The 18,688-nt window shown below is 66.5% G+C and carries 20 protein-coding genes; 8 read left to right on the top strand and 12 right to left on the bottom strand.

Annotated elements, in window-relative coordinates; translation table 11 throughout:
• Positions 1–14: 14 nt before the first annotated feature.
• The 7 genes from antC (at position 15) to ACFOMF_RS12500 (ending at position 6,052) form a co-directional block, all read left to right on the top strand.
• A complete protein-coding gene (gene antC / locus ACFOMF_RS12530; RefSeq protein ID WP_386365288.1) occupies positions 15–1,058 on the top strand; it encodes an anthranilate 1,2-dioxygenase electron transfer component AntC in 1,044 nt (347 codons plus the stop codon).
• A 104-nt stretch (positions 1,059–1,162) separates the two neighbouring features.
• Entirely contained in the window at positions 1,163–2,326 is a 1,164-nt protein-coding gene (locus ACFOMF_RS12525) for an ABC transporter substrate-binding protein (protein WP_386365286.1), read from the top strand.
• A 50-nt stretch (positions 2,327–2,376) separates the two neighbouring features.
• Positions 2,377–3,288: a branched-chain amino acid ABC transporter permease gene (locus tag ACFOMF_RS12520; protein WP_386365284.1), complete on the top strand. Its 912-nt coding sequence runs from the start codon at positions 2,377–2,379 to the stop codon at positions 3,286–3,288.
• A gap of 10 nt (positions 3,289–3,298) precedes the next feature.
• Positions 3,299–4,360 (top strand): branched-chain amino acid ABC transporter permease, encoded by a 1,062-nt coding sequence (locus ACFOMF_RS12515; protein ID WP_386365282.1) that lies wholly within the window; start codon positions 3,299–3,301, stop codon positions 4,358–4,360.
• Complete coding sequence (locus ACFOMF_RS12510) at positions 4,357–5,106, top strand: ABC transporter ATP-binding protein (RefSeq protein ID WP_386365280.1); 750 nt, start codon at positions 4,357–4,359, stop codon at positions 5,104–5,106. The genes ACFOMF_RS12515 and ACFOMF_RS12510 overlap by 4 nt, the downstream gene beginning before the upstream one ends.
• On the top strand, positions 5,099–5,794 hold the full coding sequence (locus ACFOMF_RS12505; protein ID WP_386365278.1) for an ABC transporter ATP-binding protein: 696 nt from the start codon (positions 5,099–5,101) through the stop codon (positions 5,792–5,794). Before ACFOMF_RS12510 ends, ACFOMF_RS12505 begins: the two co-directional genes overlap by 8 nt.
• Positions 5,795–5,812: 18 nt before the next feature.
• Positions 5,813–6,052 carry a DUF2798 domain-containing protein gene (locus tag ACFOMF_RS12500; RefSeq protein ID WP_386365276.1) on the top strand — a complete coding sequence of 80 codons (240 nt, stop codon included), beginning with the start codon at positions 5,813–5,815 and terminating at the stop codon, positions 6,050–6,052.
• A gap of 151 nt (positions 6,053–6,203) precedes the next feature.
• Here ACFOMF_RS12500 and ACFOMF_RS12495 read toward each other — a convergent pair whose 3' ends face one another.
• The 12 genes from ACFOMF_RS12495 to ACFOMF_RS12440 form a co-directional block, all read right to left on the bottom strand.
• Positions 6,204–6,821: an NIPSNAP family protein gene (locus tag ACFOMF_RS12495; protein ID WP_386365274.1), complete on the bottom strand. Its 618-nt coding sequence runs from the start codon at positions 6,819–6,821 to the stop codon at positions 6,204–6,206.
• Positions 6,818–8,044 (bottom strand): alpha-hydroxy acid oxidase, encoded by a 1,227-nt coding sequence (locus tag ACFOMF_RS12490; RefSeq protein WP_386365272.1) that lies wholly within the window; start codon positions 8,042–8,044, stop codon positions 6,818–6,820. Before ACFOMF_RS12490 ends, ACFOMF_RS12495 begins: the two co-directional genes overlap by 4 nt.
• An 85-nt stretch (positions 8,045–8,129) precedes the next feature.
• On the bottom strand, positions 8,130–9,386 hold the full coding sequence (locus tag ACFOMF_RS12485) for an OprD family porin (RefSeq protein ID WP_386365270.1): 1,257 nt from the start codon (positions 9,384–9,386) through the stop codon (positions 8,130–8,132).
• Between the two features lie 143 nt (positions 9,387–9,529).
• Positions 9,530–10,030 (bottom strand): flavin reductase, encoded by a 501-nt coding sequence (locus ACFOMF_RS12480; protein WP_386365268.1) that lies wholly within the window; start codon positions 10,028–10,030, stop codon positions 9,530–9,532.
• A 14-nt stretch (positions 10,031–10,044) separates the two neighbouring features.
• Positions 10,045–11,010: a PDR/VanB family oxidoreductase gene (locus ACFOMF_RS12475; protein WP_386365265.1), complete on the bottom strand. Its 966-nt coding sequence runs from the start codon at positions 11,008–11,010 to the stop codon at positions 10,045–10,047.
• Between the two features lie 55 nt (positions 11,011–11,065).
• On the bottom strand, positions 11,066–11,806 hold the full coding sequence (locus ACFOMF_RS12470; protein ID WP_386365263.1) for an SDR family NAD(P)-dependent oxidoreductase: 741 nt from the start codon (positions 11,804–11,806) through the stop codon (positions 11,066–11,068).
• Between the two features lie 10 nt (positions 11,807–11,816).
• On the bottom strand, positions 11,817–12,296 hold the full coding sequence (locus ACFOMF_RS12465) for an aromatic-ring-hydroxylating dioxygenase subunit beta (protein WP_386365261.1): 480 nt from the start codon (positions 12,294–12,296) through the stop codon (positions 11,817–11,819).
• Positions 12,297–12,312: 16 nt separating this feature from the next.
• Positions 12,313–13,587 carry an aromatic ring-hydroxylating oxygenase subunit alpha gene (locus ACFOMF_RS12460; protein ID WP_386365259.1) on the bottom strand — a complete coding sequence of 425 codons (1,275 nt, stop codon included), beginning with the start codon at positions 13,585–13,587 and terminating at the stop codon, positions 12,313–12,315.
• Between the two features lie 2 nt (positions 13,588–13,589).
• Positions 13,590–14,141 (bottom strand): nuclear transport factor 2 family protein, encoded by a 552-nt coding sequence (locus ACFOMF_RS12455; RefSeq protein ID WP_386365257.1) that lies wholly within the window; start codon positions 14,139–14,141, stop codon positions 13,590–13,592.
• 8 nt (positions 14,142–14,149) lie between these two features.
• Positions 14,150–14,509 carry an IacB protein gene (locus tag ACFOMF_RS12450; protein ID WP_386365255.1) on the bottom strand — a complete coding sequence of 120 codons (360 nt, stop codon included), beginning with the start codon at positions 14,507–14,509 and terminating at the stop codon, positions 14,150–14,152.
• A 23-nt stretch (positions 14,510–14,532) separates the two neighbouring features.
• Positions 14,533–15,705, bottom strand: a complete 1,173-nt coding sequence (locus ACFOMF_RS12445; protein ID WP_386365253.1) for an acyl-CoA dehydrogenase family protein — start codon at positions 15,703–15,705, stop codon at positions 14,533–14,535.
• Positions 15,692–16,840: an amidase gene (locus ACFOMF_RS12440; RefSeq protein ID WP_386365250.1), complete on the bottom strand. Its 1,149-nt coding sequence runs from the start codon at positions 16,838–16,840 to the stop codon at positions 15,692–15,694. The genes ACFOMF_RS12445 and ACFOMF_RS12440 overlap by 14 nt, the downstream gene beginning before the upstream one ends.
• A 663-nt stretch (positions 16,841–17,503) precedes the next feature.
• On the opposite strand from ACFOMF_RS12440, the gene ACFOMF_RS12435 reads away from it, so the two are divergent.
• Positions 17,504–18,661, top strand: a complete 1,158-nt coding sequence (locus tag ACFOMF_RS12435; RefSeq protein ID WP_386365248.1) for an ABC transporter substrate-binding protein — start codon at positions 17,504–17,506, stop codon at positions 18,659–18,661.
• The last annotated feature ends 27 nt before the right edge of the window (positions 18,662–18,688 follow it).

Raw genomic sequence — 18,688 nt, 5'->3', positions numbered from 1 at the left:
GGGAACACTGAACCATGAGCCTTAAAGTTGCGTTCAGCTTCGCCGACGGCAAGACGCTGTTCTTTCCGGTCAAGGAAAATGAAATCCTGCTCGACGCCGCCCTGAGAAACGGCATCAAGTTGCCGCTGGACTGCCGCGAGGGCGTTTGTGGTACCTGCCAGGGTCGCTGCGAGTCGGGGCGCTACAGCCAGGAATATGTCGACGAGGAAGCCCTCTCCGCCGCAGACCTGGCCCAGGGCAAGGTACTGACCTGCCAGACCCGGGTGCAGTCGGACGCCACCTTCTATTTCGACTTTGCCTCGTCGCTGTGCAGCCAGGCCGACCCGACCCCGCTCACCGGGGTGGTGACCGCGGTGCGCCAGGTGTCGCCGAGCACGGCGATCCTCGAGCTGGACGCCAGCGGCAACCAGCCGCTGGACTTCCTTCCAGGCCAGTATGCGCGCCTGCAGGTGCCGGGCACGGCCACCAGTCGCGCCTACTCCTTTGCCAACCAGCCCAACGGCGACAACCGGCTGGAGTTTCTCATCCGGCTGCTGCCGGACGGGGCCATGAGCAACTACATCCGCGAACGCTGCCGGCCAGGCGACCAGATCGCCCTCGAAGCGCCGCTGGGCGCCTTCTACCTGCGCCAGGCGGACCGTCCGCTGGTGATGGTCGCCGGCGGTACGGGCCTCTCGGCCTTTCTCGGCATGCTCGACCAGCTGACCGAGCGGGGCTGCGAACAACCCATTCGCCTCTACTACGGCGTGCGCCATTCCACGGACCTCTGTGCCTTGGAGCGCATCGCCGGTTATGGCGAGCGGCTGGCCGATTTCCGCTTCGTCCCGGTGGTCAGCGGCCCGGACGAACACTGGGATGGCCGGCGCGGCTATGTCACCGAACACTTCGACCTGGCTGCACTTAGCGAGACGCCGTTCGACCTCTATGTCTGCGGACCGCCGCCGATGGTAGAGTCGACCCGAAACTGGCTGAGTGAAAAGGTTTCGTCGGCCGGACAGCTCTACTACGAAAAATTCACCGACAGCTCCACCTCACAAGCCGAGCCCGCCCATCCATGAAGAGCCGGGCCGGCAGATAACAAGACCTCTCCTGATTTCCACTGCCCCTCAAAACGGACCACCGCGGGCGCCCTGCGCGCGCGGACAACAGACAAGGCAGCATCATGAAGAAAATGTTCTCGCGTGCACTACTCGCAGCCGCCGTGGCCACCAGCCTCACCGCCCAGGCCCAGGACCCGCTGCGCATCGGTTTCATCACCACCCTGTCCACCCCCGCCGGCTACCTTGGCGAAGATTCCCGCGACGGCTTCGCCCTGGCCCTGGAAGAAGCCGGCAACAAGGTCGGCGACGTGCCGGTGCAGATCGTCGTCGAGGATGACGGCCTGCAGCCCGCCCGCGCCAAGCAGATCGTCGATCGCATGCGCATGAACGGCATCGACCTCTACTCCGGGGTGATCTTCTCCAACGTACTGGCGGCGGTGATGCCCACTGCGCTGAAGGACGACGGCTTCTACGTCAGCCTGAACACCGGCCCTTCGACCCTCGCCGGCAAGAACTGCAAGCCCAACTACTTTGTCGCCTCCTACCAGAACGACACCATCCACGAGATGGCCGGCGTGGCCGCCAACGAGCTGGGCTACAAGAAGATGGTGATCCTGGCGCCAAACTACCAGGGCGGCCGCGATGCCCTGGAAGGCTTCAAGCGCACCTTCGAGGGCGAGGTCAGCGAGATCTACACCAAGCTGAACCAGCTGGACTTCTCGGTGGAGCTGGCGCGGGTACGTTCGGCCGCGCCGGACGCCATCTTCCAGTTCCACCCCGGCGGCGCCGGCATCAACTTCGCCAAGCAGTACGGCGGTTCGGGCCTGGCCCAGAACATCCCCATGGTGGTCCCGGTGTTCTCCATGGACGAGCGCATGCTCGCCGCCACCGGCGCGGTGGCCAAGGGCACCAACATCGTGACCCTGTGGAACCCGCAATCGGACAACCCGGCCAACACGGCCTTCGTCAAGGCCTTCACCGACAAGTACCAGCGGGTGCCGACGGTCTACGCCGCGCAATCCTACGACACCGCCCGGCTGATGCTGGCGGCGCTGGAGAGCACCGGCGGCAGCGTGAAGGACGCCGACGCCTTCCGCGAGGCCATGCGCAAGGCCGACTTCGAGTCGATCCGCGGCGACGTCAGTTTCGCCAACAACAACCACATGGTGATCGACTGGCACCTGCTGCGCGTCGAGGAAGACGAGAGCGGCCAACTGGTGCAGAAGCCGGTCCAGACCATCGCCACGGCGCAGGTCGACAGCTTCGCCGCCGATTGCGCCATGTGATGTGAAACCCCGGCGCCCCTGGCGCCGGGGCTCTACCGCAGGATTTTGCCATGCTGCTGTTCGAACAGATTCTCAACGGTTTGCAGTACAGCGCCCTGCTGTTTCTGCTGGCCTCCGGGCTGACCCTCATCTTCGGTATCATGGGCGTGATCAACCTCGCCCATGGCACCTTCTACATGGTCGGCGCGTTCTGCTCGACCTACACCGCCATCGCCACCGGCTCTTTCTGGCTGGGAGGCCTCGCCGCACTGGTGGGCGCCGCGCTCTACGGCCTGGTGATCGAGACCGGCATCATCCGCCGCCTCTATGACCGCGACCATCTGGACCAGGTACTGGCGACCCTCGCCGTGGTGTTCTTCACCAACGAGCTGGTGACCATACTGTTCGGCCGCAGCCCGCCGCCGGTGCCCACCCCGGACTGGTACAACACCTTCATCGAGGTGATTCCGGGGCTGATGTACCCGGTCAGCCGATTGCTGTTCATCGTCGTCGGCCTGCTGGTGGCGCTGGGCATGTGGCTGCTGATCAACCACACGAGGGTCGGTATGCTGATCCGTGCCGGAGCCGACGACCACGAGATGGTCGGCGCCATGGGCGTCAACATCCGCCGCCTGTACACCGCCGTCTTCGTGTTCGGTTGCGCGCTGTGCGGCCTGGCCGGCTTCATGGCGGCGCCGCTGCTGTCGGTGGAGACCGGCATGGGCGAGCGGGTGCTGATCACCACCTTCGTGGTCATCGTGGTCGGTGGCGTCGGCTCGGTACGCGGCGCGCTGGCCGGCGCCCTGCTGATCGGCATGGTCGACAGCCTCGGCCGCGCCTACATCCCGCAACTGCTCGACGGCCTGCTGCCCGCCACGGTCAGCGGAACCCTCAGCGCCGGGCTGATCTCAGCCAGCGCCTACATCGTCATGGCCATCGTCCTGCTGCTGTGCCCCCGCGGCCTGCTGCCGGCGCGCGCCTGAAGGAGTCCCCATGTCCCGTCGCGTAATCATCGACCTCTTCTGCCTCGGCATCTTCGCGCTGATGCCGCTGCTGGCCGGCATGCTCGAGGAGCCCTTCCTGGTCAGCCTGTTCACCCGCCTGGCGATCTATGGCCTGGCTGCCGCCAGCCTCGACCTGCTGATCGGCTACGGCGCCATGGTCAGTTTCGGCCATGCCGCCTTCTTTGGCCTGGGCGGCTACATCGTCGGCATCATCGCCTTCCACACCTCCCAGTTCATGCCGCTCTGGGGCTGGGAAGGCAGTAACAGCGCGCTGGTGGTCTGGCCGCTGTCGCTGGGCGTCTGCGCCCTGTTCGGGCTGCTGGTGGGCTACCTGTCGCTGCGCACCTCCGGGGTGCAGTTCATCATGATCACCCTGGCGTTCGGCCAGATGCTCTATTACCTGCTCGGCTCGCTGTCGCTGTACGGCGGCGACGACGGCATCCTGATGATGGAGCGCAACCAGCTGCCGCTGCTCGATCTGGACAACCCGGTGCAGTTCTACTACCTGACCGTCGCCCTGCTGGTGGCCTGGCTGCTGTTCTGCCGGCGCCTGGTCGGATCGCGCTTCGGCTTTGTCCTGCGCGGCCTCAAGCAGAGCGAACGGCGCTCCGTGGCCATGGGCCTCAAGCCGCTGCGCTACCGCCTCACCGCCTTTGTCATCGCCGGGCTCGGCGCGGGTCTGGCCGGCATCCTCTGGGCCAACTATGCGATGTTCGTCAGTCCCGACATGGGCTCCTGGCACAAATCCGGCGAACTCATGGCGATGGTCATCCTCGGCGGCGTCGGCACCCTGCTCGGCCCGGTGCTGGGCGCGGCGGTCTACCTTGGCCTGGAGCAGATCCTCAGCCTCTGGACCGAGCACTGGATGGTGATCTTCGGCCCGCTCCTGCTCGCCGTGGTGCTGTTCGGCAAGCGCGGCATCTACGGCCTGCTGCTCACCGAGCGGCGCCGCCAGCCCGGCCCGGAGAAGCCAGCCAGCCCCAGGGCGGACGCCAGGCCCCGTCCTGAAAAGCCCATCGACCTGAACAACCCCGGTGAGGTGACCCCATGACCGCCCAACTCTCGGTCCGCGACCTGGAAAAATCCTTTGGCGCGGTCAAGGCCACCAACGGCGCCACCTTCGACATCATGCCAGGCGAGCTCCACGCCATCATCGGCCCCAACGGCGCCGGCAAGTCCACGCTGATCTCGCAGATCGCCGGGGAACTGCGCCCCGACAGCGGCAGCATCTGGTTTGCCGGGCAGGACATCACGGCGGTACCGGCCCACGCCCGCCCAGCCCTGGGCCTGGCGCGCTCCTTCCAGGTCAGCCAGCTGTACCCCGAGTTCAGCCTGCAGGAAAACGTCGCCCTGGCCATCGCCGCCCGCGAAGGCCGCACCTTCGGCCTGTGGAAACCCCTGGCCAGCGACCGCAGCCTGCTCGACCCGGCGCAGCAGTACCTGACCCGGGTCGGCCTCGGCGAACGCCCTGAGCGGCTGGTCAGCGAACTGTCCCACGGCGAGCGCCGCCAGTTGGAAATCGCCCTGGCCCTGTCTCAGGAGGCCACGCTGCTGCTGCTCGACGAACCCATGGCCGGCATGGGCGGCGAGGAATCGGCGCGCATGACCACCCTGCTCAACGAACTCAAGGGCCGCTACGCGATCCTGCTGGTGGAGCACGACATGGACGCCGTGTTCGCCCTGGCCGACCGCATCACCGTACTGGTATACGGCAAGACCATCCTCACCGGCAGTGTCGACGAAGTGCGCAACCACCCCGAGGTCCGCGCCGCCTACCTGGGAGAAGAACATGCTTGAAGTCACGGGATTGCAGGCCGGCTACGGCCTGTCGCAGGTGCTGTTCGACATGCACCTGAAGATCGAGGAAGGCCAGGTGGTGTCGCTCATCGGGCGCAACGGCATGGGCAAGACCACCACGGTGAAAAGCATCATGGGGCTGCTCAAGCCGAACGCCGGCAGCGTGCGCATCCATGGCCGCGAGATGCGCGGCGCCGACCCTTTCCGCATCGCCCAGGCCGGCCTCGGCCTGGTCCCCGAGGGTCGGCGCGCCTTCGGCAGCCTCAGCGTGCGCGAGAACCTGCTGGCCACGGCGCGACAGGGCAAGGCGGGCAAGTGGGACCTCAAGCGCATCTACGGCCTGTTCCCGCGCCTCGAGGAACGCCAGGACCAGCTGTCGAAGACCCTGTCCGGCGGCGAACAGCAGATGCTGGTGGTCGGCCGGGCACTGATGACCAACCCCAATCTGCTGATCCTCGACGAAGCCACCGAAGGCCTGGCGCCGATCATCCGCGAAACCATCTGGAGCTGCCTGGCGACGCTGAAAAGCGAAGGTGAGACGATTCTGGTGATCGACAAGAATCTCAAGGAGATGGCGCGGGTGGTAGACTGCCACCACATCATTGAAAAAGGCCGCCAGGTCTGGCAAGGCACCCCAGCCGAGCTGGCCAACCGCCCGGAAATCTCCGAGCGCTACCTTGGCGTCTGAGCCACACAAGGAACCCCAATGCGCATCCCCGTCCGCTACGCTCACCTGCTGTTCGGCGCTCTACTGTCGGCGATCATGGTCAGCGTCGTCTCGGTGGTGGTCCTGTTGATGAACCAGAGCCCGGCGAATGGCTTCTTCGGCCTCTGGCTCAAGGCAGTGATCACTACATGGCCCATCGCCTTTCCCACCGTACTGGTAGTGTCGCCGCTGGTACGGCGGGTGGTCGCCAGGATGACCGCGCCTGAACGCGAGGCCTGAACGCCGGGCTGCATCTCGCCACAACGTCAGACGTGAGCACCACGCGGCCCCCGTTCGCGAGCAAGCTCGCTCCTACAAAGGCCTCGAAGCGCGCTGCCGGCGTAGGTCGCGTTAGCCGAAGGCGTAACCCGACAGGCCAGAGCTGCGGGGCTCAGCGCAGCGGCGAGAAGGCCGCCGGCAGGTAGACGGTGGAGTGCATCTCGCGCAGCTGGGGTGCGGAGTTTTCCGGGGGCCAGACGCCGTCCTGGACGGCACGGGTGCGAATGTCCAAACGTTGTTCGAGGCTAGCGTATGGCCAGATGTGCAGGTAGCGAGGCAGCCGCCCGGAAGTGGCGAAGAACGCGGCATAGACCGGCGAATAGGCTTCGCCGGTGCGCGGCCCGACGGCCTTTTCCCAGCCAGCGAGGGTCGGGGCCAATCCGTTGGGGATGAGATCGTATTCGCGCAGTTCGTAGAAGGGGCCGTGCGCGCCCGGAATCAGCGGCTGGAGAAAGGGAAACAGGCTGTAGTCGCCGATGTGCATCTGAAGCAGGTATTCAGCCACGCCAAAGGCATCGCCGACCAACAGCAAACGCTCGCGCTCGGCCTGGCGCGTCGCCTCGTCAGGGAAGCCGCGCAGCAGGGCGATGCGGTTCTGCTGGCCGATCTCCGACAGCCAGCAGCCCATCAATTGTCCGGAGGCAGTGGCGAGGCCGGCCTCGAGCCGGCGCAGCGCGGTGGCGGCCGTGCCGACCCGCAGGTTCAGGGTGATCAGTTCGAACAGTCTCATGACAAGGCTTCCGGGTTCGCGGTCGGGGGCCGGGCGAAGGCCTCGGCCAGCGGTTTCAGGTGCAGGCAGTCGGGGCCAAGCCGGTCGAGCGCGGGGCAGCCCATGAGGTTGAGGCTGCGGCGCAGCTCCTCGGCCAGCAGGTCCAGGGCGCGGCCGGCGCCATCGCTGCCGGCCACCGCCACCCCGTAGAGGGTGGCGCGCCCGAGCAGCACGGCGTCGGCGCCAAGGGCGCGGGCCTTGAGAATGTCGCTGCCGCGGCGAATACCGCCGTCGAGCAGCAGGGCGAGCCTTCCGCGTACCTTTGGCGCCAGCGCCGCCAGGGCTTCGAGGCTGCTGACGGCGCCGTCCAACTGGCGGCCGCCGTGGTTGCTGATGACGATGCCGTCGAGCCCAAGGGCAATCGCCTGTTCGGCGTCATCGGCATGCAGCACACCCTTGAGCAGCAACTTGCCGGGCCAGCGGTCGCGCAGGCGGGCCAGGCTGTCCCAGTCGAGCAGGCTGTCCATCTGCTCGCCGATGAACTTCATCGAGCCCAGCGCGCTGCGCTCGCTCTCGGGCAGGTAGGGGTCGAGGTTGCCCAGGCGTGGCAGGCCACGGGGCCACATCACCTGGCGCAGCCAGCGCGGGTGACAGAGCACATCAAGCTTGTTGGCCAGGCTCAACTGGCGCGGGCGCACATAGTTGCGCCGGTCCCACTCGCGGTTGCCCAGCACCATGGCGTCGCTGGTCAGCAGCAGGGTCGAGCAACCCGCGCGGCCGGCGCGCTCGAGCAGGTCGTTCTGGATGCCGAGATCGCGCATGGCATAGAGCTGGAACCAGAGGTCGACTCCCGGCACCTGGCTGACGATTTCTTCCAGCGCGGCGTTGGACACCGTGCTCAGGCAATAGGGAAGGCCGCGCGCGGTGGCCGCCTGGGCCAGGTGAATGTCGGCGTCGCGGTAGAGCAGCCCGTTGTAGCCGGTCGGGCCGATGGCCATGGGCAGCGGCAGCGACTGGCCGAGCAGCGCGCAGCGGGTGCTGGGCGGATGGCAGGGCACCAGGGTGCGCGCCTGCAGACCAAGGGCGGCGAAGGCCTGGCGGTTGCGGGTCAGGGTGAGTTCGTCTTCGGCGCCGCCGGCGAGGTATTCCCAGGCGAAGGCGGGCAGACGCCGGCGGGCCAGTTCAGCCAGTTCGGCGATGCTGTGTATGCGGGCGAGGTCGCTGCCCTGATAGAAGCGTCGCATCGGGTCATCCGGAAAAAAAACCGGGCGCAGGGCCCGGCAAACAGAGGAGAGCGTTAAGGCCGACAGGCGCGCGGCCGGCTCGGGCTCAGAAGTTCCAGGTGTAGGTGGTGATCAGGCGATTCTCGTCGAAGTCGGCGCCGTAGCGGGTCTTGACATTGATGTTGCGCCCCTCGATGCCGAGGCCCTTGAGCGGTCCGTTCTGGATCACGTAGCCGAGAAAGATGTTGCGCTCGCTCTCGACGTTGTCATCCAGCGCCCCGCGGTCGATGCCGGTGCCGCGCAGGTAGCGGGTCATCAGCTTCAGGCCCGGCACGCCGACGCCGGCGAAGTCGTAGTCGTAGCGCAACTGCCAGGAGCGCTCGCTGGGCTTGATGAAGGCGATGGTCGACCAGTTCACCAGGAACGGCTGCGGCGCATAGCCGCTGATGGTCGGGAAGGCGTTGTCGCCGAGCATGCGCTGATAACCCACCGCCACGCTGTGGAAGTTCTTGCTCAGGCTCGTCAGCGCGCCATAGGAACGGTTGTCGATGTCGCCGTAGTAGGCGTCGCCATCCTCGCTGTTGTGGAAGTAGCGCAGGTCGGTCTTCAGCTTGTAGCCGTTGCCCAGGTCGGCATTGTGGGCCAGCCCGAAGTAGTGCTGGTCGTAGATGTCTTCCAGCTGCCCGTAGAAATAGGTGGCCGAGAACGCCGGGGTGAAGGCGTAGGTGGCGCCGCCGAAGTTGAGGCCATCGCTGCGGAAACGGATGTCCGGGCCGTTGAACAGGTACATCTTTTCCCGGCCCGAGGATTCGCGGCTGCTGATTTCGGTGAAGCGGCCAGCGGTCAGGGTCAGCCTGTCGATCTCTTTCGATTCGATGGATAAGCCGTGATAGGTGGTGATCAGCTGGCGGGAGTCATCCAGGAACACCACCGGCAGCTTGGGCCGGTGCTCGCCGAGCTTCACCTCGGTGTTGGAGAAACGCATCTTGGCGGTCAGCGCAGCGCGGCCGTAATCGCGGGCCTGCTCGCCCTCGCTGCGGTGGAAGGGAATGATGCCGTCCGGGCCGCGGCCGCCACCGCCGTCCAGGCGCACCGCATACTGCGCCGAGAGATCCAGGCCGAACTGCACCGGCCCTTCGGTGTAACCGGAGATGGCGCGGAAGTCGAAGCCCTGCGACCAACTGCCGACCCGCGACTGCGGGGCGTCGCTCTGCTTGAAGTCGCGATCGATGTAGAAGTTGCGCATGCCCAGGCTGACCTGGCTGTCTTCGACGAAACCGGCGTGGACCAGGCTGGGCGCGGCGAGCGCTCCCAAGAAACCCATTCCCCGGATGGCGCACGCAAGCATTTTCTTCTCAAACATGGTGATGTCCCGTGATGACGTGCCGAGCACTGTGTGGTCCTTCTTTGAAGCGGCAGTCCAAAAGGTGCGGATCGGGTTTTCCGCCCGCATCTGTCCCTCTCCACCTCGTCGGATGGAAATGATTTTTCTGTGTGCTCGTGGCGTCAGCAGATGGCCTTGGAGACCTCGCCCAGGCGGTGATAGGCGCGGTTGAAATAGGCCAGTCCTTCCTGGCCGGCGCCCTGCTTCAGGCCGAGGATTTCGCAGTAGAAGATGCTGTGCGAGCCCATTTCGTGGACCTGGGCGATGCGGCAGTCGAAGCTCACCAGCGCCTCGTCCATCACCGGCGCGCCGCTCTCCAGCCGGCTCCAGCCGGTGCAGGCAAAGCGCTCGGGCATCTCCAGCTCGCGGCTGGCGAAGGCCGCCGAGAGGGTCTGGTGCTCGGCGCCGAGTACGTTCACGCAGAGCACGCCGTTCTCCTTGAAACTGGCGTTGGAATAGGAGGCGCGGTTCATGCAGACCAGCAGCATCGGCGGCTGGTCGGTAACACTGCATACGGCCGAGGCGGTGAAGCCCCAGCGCCCCGCCGGGCCGTCGGTGGTGATCACCGAGACGGCGCCGCCCAGCATGGACATGGCGTTGCGAAAGCCGGTGGTATCGACCATGGGAATATCCTCCGTCAGATGTCCAGAACCAGGGTTTTCGATTTGGCGCGCGAACAGCAGGTGAGAATCTGGTCGTTGCCCGCCCGCTCATCCTCGGTCAAGTACACGTCGCGGTGATCCGGTTCGCCTTCGAGCACGTCGCACAGGCAGGTGCCACAGATGCCCTGCTCGCAGGACACCTCGATCTCGATGCCGACCCCGGCCAGCGCCTCGACGATGGTCTGCCCCTCGGCCACCTGGACCTGCTTGCCGCTGCGTGCCGCGACCACCTCGAAGGCGCCCCCCGAGGCGTCGCTTTGCACCTGGAAGTACTCGCGGTGCACCTGGGCCCCGGTGTAGCCACGCAGCTGCGCTTCGCCGATCACCCAGTCCATGAAGCCGGACGGGCCGCAGACGTAGACGTGCACGTCCGGCCCCGGCGCGACGGCGCCGAGCACCGCGTCCAGGTCGAGCTTCTGGTCCTGGCCCTCGTCATCGAAATGGGTGTGCACCCGGGCGGCGAAGGCGGCGCCGGCCAGCTCGTCGAGAAAAGCACTGCGGCTGCGCGACCGGCCGCAGTAGTGCAGCTCGAAATCGCTGGCGGACGCCTGCAGGGCGAAGGCCATGGCGATCATCGGGGTGACGCCGATGCCACCGCCGATGAGGATCGAGCGGCGGGCGGCGGGCACCAGCGGGAAGAGGTTGCGCGGCAGGCTGATGCTCACCTCGCTGCCTTCGGCCAACCCGTCATGCACACCCAGCGAGCCGCCGCGGGACGCGGGGTCCCTGAGCACGCCGAGGCGGTAGACCGAGCAGTCCGCCGGATCGCTGCACAGCGAGTACTGGCGCACCAGGCCCGGAGCGATATGCAGGTCGACATGGGCACCGGCCTCGAATGGCGGCAGCGCCTCGCCGCTGGCCAGGCCGAGGTCGAGCACGACCACGCCGTCGCCCTGCAACTGGCGCTTGCGCACCACCACGTTCAAGCTTTCTTCAGTCATACCGGGTCTTCCCGTAAGGCACACAAGGTTGAAAACGCAGCCCTCATGGGCTGTCTCAGCGCATGAACAATCCGCCGTTCACGTCCCAGGTCGCCCCGGTGGTGAAGTAGGCTTCCGGGCGGGCCAGTTGCACCACCAGGTCACCGATGAAGCCGGCGTCGCCCAGGCGTTTCACCGGGATGCTGGCGATCAGGCCTTCCAGGCGCTCCGGCGGCACCGCGGCGCGCACCGCCGGTGACTCGATCGGCCCCGGGGCGATGGCGTTGACCGTGACACCCGCCCCTGCCAGCTCCTTGGCGAAGATCTTGGTCAGGGTGACGATGGCGCCCTTGGAGGCGGCGTAGTGCGCGCCGGTGGCGGTGCCGCCGTTCTGCCCGGCCAGCGAGGCCATGTTGATGATCCGGCCGTAGCCCGCCGTCGCCATGTGCGCGCCAAAGACCTGGCAGCCGACAAAGGTGCCGCGCTGATTGGTGCTCACCACCCGGTCGAATTCCTCCGGGCTGATCTGCATCACCGGCGTGGTCAGGGTCATCGCGGCGTTGTTCACCGCCACGTGCAGCGCCCCCCAGCGCGCCAGCACCGCAGCCAGCGCGGACTCGAAATCGGCCTTGCGGGCGACGTCCAGCTCCAGCGCCAGGGTCCGCTCGCCGCTCGGGTCGAGCTCGCGGGCGGCGGCCTCGGCGGCCTCGGCCGAGCGGTCGGTCAGGGCCACCGTGTAGCCGGCCTCCAACAGCCGGCCGGCGATGGCCCTGCCCAGCCCCTGGGCGGCACCGGTGACCAGTGCGATCTGCGTCATGGCGATGCCCTCAGAGGATGTAGCCGATGCCGGTGAGGGTATCGGTGGAGTTGATCAGGCGGATCACCTTGCGCTGCAGGCGAAAGCTCTCGCCGCTGCGCAACAGCTCGTAGGTGACGTCGGCGGTGTAGTGCCGGACGGTTTCCTTGCGGAACTCGCAGAGTTCCTGGGCGCAGCGCAGGGTGACCACCTCGCCGTCGTCAGCGAGCAGGCGAAAGCGTGACTGGCTGCGGATGGTGCGCGGCGTCGGCGAGGTGGAGATGGATTCCCCGCTGGTCAGCCGGCGCACCCGCAGGCTGCGCATGTGGTGGTCGTCGTAGGCGTAGTTCAGGGTGTTCTCGAGGTCGGTCTCCTCGGGATCGATGGGGATGATGTAGGTCCCCTTCTCGGTCCAGAGGTCCAGCCAGGCCTGATATTCGGCGTGGTCGAGCATGTCGCCTTCCTGCCAGATGAAGGCGGTGACCTGGTTGAGTAGTTGCAGCTCGTTCATGGGGCGCTCCGTGGGCTCAGGCCGACATCATCTTTTTCCATTGCTGGTAGGCCGCGCGCATGCCGGTCTCGGCACTGACGTCGCTGACCCGCCCGTCTTCGCTGGGCTTTTCGCCGGCCAGCCCGCGGTTGAGCATGATCCACAGATCGGGGCCCGCACTGGCGCCCTTCTGAACCCGCTCCCAGGCTTCCGAGTCGTCCGGCGTGCCGAAGCCCATGGGGCCCTGGAAGTGTTCGTGCAGGCGCAACCGGGCGCGGTTGGCGCAGGCCGGGCCGCCGTCCATGGTGATCACCGAATGGTGGATCTCGGTCTCGGTCACCGAGATCGGCCGCAGCACCCGGAAGAAGGCCATCGAGCAGGCCACGTTGGGGAACAGGTTGAGGTTGAAGCCCGAGCCACCGACGGCACGGACGATGCGGCGCACCGACGGCTCGTCATGGCCCTCGTCGCGCAGCTCGGCGGCCAGCGACTCGAAGCGCGCCGGGATGGGCAGGTCGAGGTTGGCTTCCAGGTCCACCAGTTCGGGGATCATCACCATCACGCTGTGGCCGTTGCCCAGGTCCTCGACGTAGCCGGTGCCGTCGACGAAATCGAGCATCTCCTCGGTCTGCTTGTCGACGCTGGCAAGAAACGACTTGTGCACCAGCGGGAAGTGATAGGCGTCGGTGGTGTTTTCCAGCTGGATCTTCCAGTTGCCGGGAAAGCGGAAGCGGTGCTCGCCAGCGACCTTGATCGGGTAGCCGCCGCCCTGCTTCATGAACAGGTCCATCCACTTCTTCGCCGGGCCAAGAAAGTCCACCAGGGGTTCGATGTCGTGCTTGAAGGTGGCGAAGATCATCCCGGCGTATTCCTCCACGCGCAGGCTGACCAGCGGCAGTTCCCCCTTGTCGAGCATGTCGGCGTAGCTTTCCGGGTGCGGCACGCCGCGCAGGCTGCCATCGAGGGCATAGCTCCAGCCGTGGTAGGGGCAGACCAGGCTGTTGGTCTTGCCCTTCTTGCCTTCGCAGACGGTGGCGCCGCGGTGGCGGCAGCGGTTGAGCAGGACATGGACCTGCTTCTTGCGGTCGCGCACGGTGAGTACCGGCTGCTTGCCGATGTAGCCGGTCTTGTAGCTGCCGCTGTCGGGAATCTCGCTGGCATGGGCGACCCACACCCAGGTGCCGGAAAAGATCTTGTCCATTTCCTCGTCGAAGATCTTCGGGTCGGTGTACAGCGAGGTATGTACCCGGTCCGGCAGCACCAGGTCGGCGGCGCTGGAGTCCAGCGTTACGGTGTCTAGCAATCTGTTCACGGTCACTCCTGGTCGGCCGCGTCGGGCCGCGAGATATCGGTCTGGGTCGGCACCGGCAGCGGCGCCTGGCTGTTCCAGCGGTCGACGGGACGGCTGAACAGGTTTTCGGTCTGGAAATGGGCCATGCGCCAGTGCCCCTCCTCCTCGACGAAGCGCACCTGCAGCCGCGCGGCATTGAGGTGCGAGCTGCCGTCGGCGAAGGTCGAGGTCTGCAGCATCACCCACTGGCCCCGGGCCTCCTCATCACCGGCCTCGATCAGCTCGGAGGTGAGAAAATGCACGTTCAGGGCGAAGTGCGCCGGCTCGCGCATGTAGCCGGCGAACATGGCGCGGATCGCCTCGCGCCCGCGGTAGCCGCCAAAGCTGTCGCGGTAGCGGGCACCCTTGCCTTCCCAGATCGCCTCGCGGATGAACAGGCCGGCCAGTTCGTCCAGCGGCGTGCGGGCATCCAGCGCGTCGCACAACACCATGTAGCGATTCATGCAGGCGCGCGCGGCGGCTTCGATCTCGAAGCGGCGCAGGCGCTGGTGCAGGTCTCGATCGTCGTGGGCCATGGCAGGGATCAACGCTGGATGATCAGTTCGCGGCCGACTCGGGCCTCGACCTTGGCGTAGCGCCAGAGCTTGTAGGTGCCGCTGCCGACCGGGGTGCTGCGAAACAGGTTGCAGGCGGCATGGACGGTCTCGATGTCCGGCACGTCGGCCAGCAGGTAGGTGGTCCAGGGCCAGCCGGCGGACGGGCCGACCATGCTCTGGTCGTCATCCATGTTGCCGAGGACGGTGACGCCGGGCAGGTCGTGGATGCCGTTCCACATCTGGCCGAAGGCAGCCCAGACCTCGAGCTGTTCCTCGCGGGGGGCGTCGAAGAAGTTCTGGTTGATGCCCATGCAGAACAGCACGCGCAACGGTTTTTTCTCACTCATGGGATGCACCTTCGGGTTGCGGTTCAGAGATAGCCGGGCAAGGGGCTCTTGCCGAAAAAGATGGCGCCGGCGTTCTGGTAGGTGACGTCGCCCATGAAGGCGTGCTGGGTCACCACCTGGGTGTCGTTGACGAAGCGCGCCAGCGGGCTGTCGCGGTAGATGCCGGTCATGCCCGAAAGCATCTGCGCGGTGCGGGCCACCTCGGCGGCGACGCGGGTCGCGTGGGTCGAGGACAGGCGCAGCATGTTGGTCTGCTCGACCGAGGCCGGCACGCCACTCAGCACGCTGTCCCAGGCCTCGTCGATGGCTTCGTAGAACCAGGCGCGGGCGGCGCGCAACGAGGCCTCGGCCTTGGCGAACTCGGCCTGGGCGAGTGGCCGTTCGGCCAGGATCGGAGCGCCGGTGACCGAGGTGCGACCGCTGGCCATGTCGGCGAGGTAATCCAGCGCGGCACGGGCCACACCGAGGCCCACCACCGACAGCACCTGGGTGGCAAAGGACAACGAGGGATAACGGAACAGGGGCTCGTCGAGGTTCGACGGGCCGCCCCGGACAAAGGTCCAGTCCTCGGGCACCACCACCTTGTCGACCACCAGGTCATGGCTGCCGGTGCCGATCAGGCCGACCACATCCCAGCTCTGCTCGACGCGCGCCTGGTGCCGGGGCAGCACGGCCATGCGCGGCAGGCCGAGGCTCTCGTCGCCCTTTTTCGGCGCGATGCCCACGCCCACCAGCGAGGCGCCCATGCAGCCGCTGGAGAACTTCCAGCGGCCGGAGACTTCCAGACCGCCGTCGACGTATTGCGCCGGCTGCGGCGGAAAGATCCCGCCGGCGAACACCACGTCCGGCGACTCGGCGTAGACCTGGGCGATGGTGTCGAGCGGCAGTGCCGACAGATATACCGGGCTCATGCCGAAACTGGCGACCCAGCCGGCGGACCCGTCAGCCACCGAAATGGCCTCGACCATCCGGCAGAACTCGCCCGGCGAACGCTGCTCGCCACCAAAGCGTTTCGGCACCAGGGCGCGATATACCCCCAGCTCGCGGAAGCGCTCGATGATGTCTTGCGAGATGTGCTTCTGCCGGTCGAATTCGTTGCTGCGGGCCCGCTCGCGAATCTCCGCGAGCAGCTGCTGGAACGCACCGCTGGAGAAGATAGGCGCGGCGTCGCTGCCCCGGGCGTTAAGCGATGTCATGGGAGACTCCGTGGTCGGAAACGGGGGATTCGAGGCGTGCGGTCAGGGCCTGGGCGACCGCGAACAGCAGTTCGTCGTCGCCCTTGGCGGCCACCAGTTGCAGGCCCACCGGCAAACCGGCGGCGCCCTCGAGCGGGATGCTCAGGGCCGGGTGGCCGGACAGATTGAAAGGCCGGACAAAGGCCGTCATACCGAGCACCGCGCGGGTGTCGGCGGCCTCGTCGAGGCGCAGCGGGTAGTCGGGCATGGTCGGCAGGACCAGCACCGGATGGCACTGCAGGGCGGCGTCCACCTCGGCGGTAAAGGCCTGGCGCACCGCCTCGGCCTCGGCCAGCGCGGCGTCGCTCGTTTCACCGGCGGCGCGCAGCCGGCCGGCCACGTCGTCCCCCACCAGGTCGCTCGCCAGCAGCCCTTCGCAGGCCTGCCAGGTCTCGCGGTTGATCACCACCATGCCAGCCTTGTAGGCCGCCTCCATGCCGGGCAAGGGCGCTTCGCCGAGCACGAAACCACTGCTCGCCAACGCCTGCTCCAGTGCCTGGAGAATCTCCGGGTGGGCGCTCACCGGTACCACGCCGAGGCTCACATCCGTCACCTGCGGCAGCGCGCCGAAGCTTTTATCGATGGCCCGCATGGCGCGGGTCAGCATGGTCAGATCGGCGGCGAACGGGCCGACGCAATCGAGGCTGGAGCGGGCCGGCATGACCCCTTCGCGGCTGACCCGGCCGAAGGTCGGCTTGAAGCCGAACACCCCGCAACAGCAGGCCGGAACGCGCACCGAGCCGCCGGTATCGGTGCCCAGCGCGACCTCCGCCAGCCCTGCTGCCACCGCCGCGGCGGAACCGCTGGACGAGCCACCGGGGATGCGCCCGGGATAGCGTGGGTTGGCCGGGGTGCCGGTCCAGTGGTTGATGCCGGTGGTCCCAAAGGCCAGCTCGTGCAGGTTGGCCTTGCCGCAAATCTCGAAGCCGGCGGCCAGCAGCCCCTCGACCACCGCCGCATGGGCCGAGGCAGGTGGCGCCTCGGCCAGCGCGCGGCTGGCGGCGCGGGTCGGGTAGCCGGCGATGTCGATGGTGTCCTTCACCACCGCCGTCGGGCCGCCCGGGTTCAGCGCCATCCGCTCTGTGAGGATCGTCATGCAATCCGCCTCCTGCTGTTGCCCGACCATGGAAGCTGGCCGGAACCGATGGAGGCAAAATTGCCACATTTACGTGAATTGTCAATTGAAAGATCAAAAGAAAATGGATGTTTTATTTGGTGCACAATTCACGTATTTGCACCGGTACTGTGCATTCCATGCACCGCCCGTAAAGCCGCTCACAGCCCCTCAAAAAACATCAATAAATCCTTTCATTTCAGTATCTTATTTATTATAGCGGGAAATGGATGGTGCCGCTTTCAGAGGTAGCCAGCCGCTCGGCAGACGTTCTCGAAAAAAATTACCTCGCACCTTCAAAGCAAAAAAAAATTTGGATTCATGGATATTTTTCTACTAGTTTAAAGTCAGATTTTAAGCGCAAAAACAATGAGACAAGAAAACGCCAGAAGCCCCGTCACACAGGCTCCGGCGGCGCCAAGAACGGAGACGAGCACCTGCCAGGCAAGCCCATGGCTGGAGCGTCTTCGGCCCACTGCAGATGGCAATCTCGGCGGGGGCACGCTGCTGGTGCAAGGGGTTCCCTGGCATGCAACCTGCTAAACGCTTGCTGACCCAAACGCCGCCGGCATGCCCAACGGCGAACCTTGAAAGGGCGGCCACACCAGAGCCGCCTGGTACTTTGCCTTGCACCTGGAGCACGAGATGTCATTGAAGAACGCTTTTCTGCTGAGTTCGCTGTGCACGGCGATGGCCCTCACCACGAGCGCCCTGGCCGACGTCAAGATCGGCGTGATCACCTCCTCCACCGGACCGATCGCGCTGGTGGGCATCCCGCAGCGCAACAGCGTGCCGCTGATGCCGACCCAGATCGGCGAGCACAAGGTGAGCTACATCTCCCTCGATGACGGCAGCGACCCCACCGCCTCGGTGAAGGCGTTCAAGAAGCTCATCGACGAGGAAAGGGTCGACGCCATCATCGGCCCGAGCGGTTCGCCCAATGCCATGGGGGTCATCCAGTTCGCCGCCGAGTCCGGCACCCCGATGCTGGCGCCGGTGGGCACCGCCGCCGTGGTGCTGCCGATGACAGAACAGAAGAAATGGGTGTTCAAGACCACCCAGAACGACGACCTGATCGCCGCCGCGCTGATGGAAGACATGCTCGCCAAGGGTGTGAAGACCCTGGGCTTCGTCGGCACCGCCGACCCTTACGGAGAAAACTGGAGCCGGGTGATGACCGCCCTCGCCGAGGAGAACGGCATCAAGATCGTCGCCAGCGAGCGCTTCCAGCGCCAGGACACCTCGATGACCGGCCAGGGCCTGAAGATCCTCATGGCCAAACCTGACGCGGTGCTCGTAGCGGCGCCCGGCAGTTCAGCAGTGATGCCCCAGACCACCCTGTTCGACCAGGGCTACAAAGGGCAGGTGTACCAGACCCACGGCGCCGCGCTGGATGACTTCCTGCGCCTCGGCGGGCGCAAGGTGGAAGGCACCATCCTGGCCGCCAGCCTGATGCTGGTGATCGACGAAGTGCCGGACAGCCACCCGTCCAAGCCCATCGCCCAGGACTACATCAACCGCTACCGGGAGATGCACGGCAGCACCCCGGCGACCTTCGGTGCCAACGTCTATGACGCCGGGCTGCTGTTGGAACAGGCCATCCCGCTGGCCAGCGAGGCGGCCAAGCCGGGCACGCCGGAGTTCCGCGCGGCGCTGCGCGATGCCCTGGAACAGACCACCGAGCTGGCGGCGACCCAGGGCGTCTACAGCATGACCCCGGAGGATCACAGCGGCTTCGACGAGCGCGGCCGCGAGCTGATCACCGTCCGCGGCGGCAAGTGGACCCTGCTCGGCGAGCAGTGACCTGACCGCCCCCCTGCCCCGCGCTAG

The sequence above is a fragment of the Stutzerimonas tarimensis genome, from assembly GCF_042648805.1.
GTDB classification, from domain to species: Bacteria; Pseudomonadota; Gammaproteobacteria; order Pseudomonadales; family Pseudomonadaceae; genus Azomonas; species Azomonas tarimensis.
The sequence above is the reverse complement of the archived record's forward strand: the minus strand, read 5'-3'. Positions and strand labels throughout refer to the sequence as shown.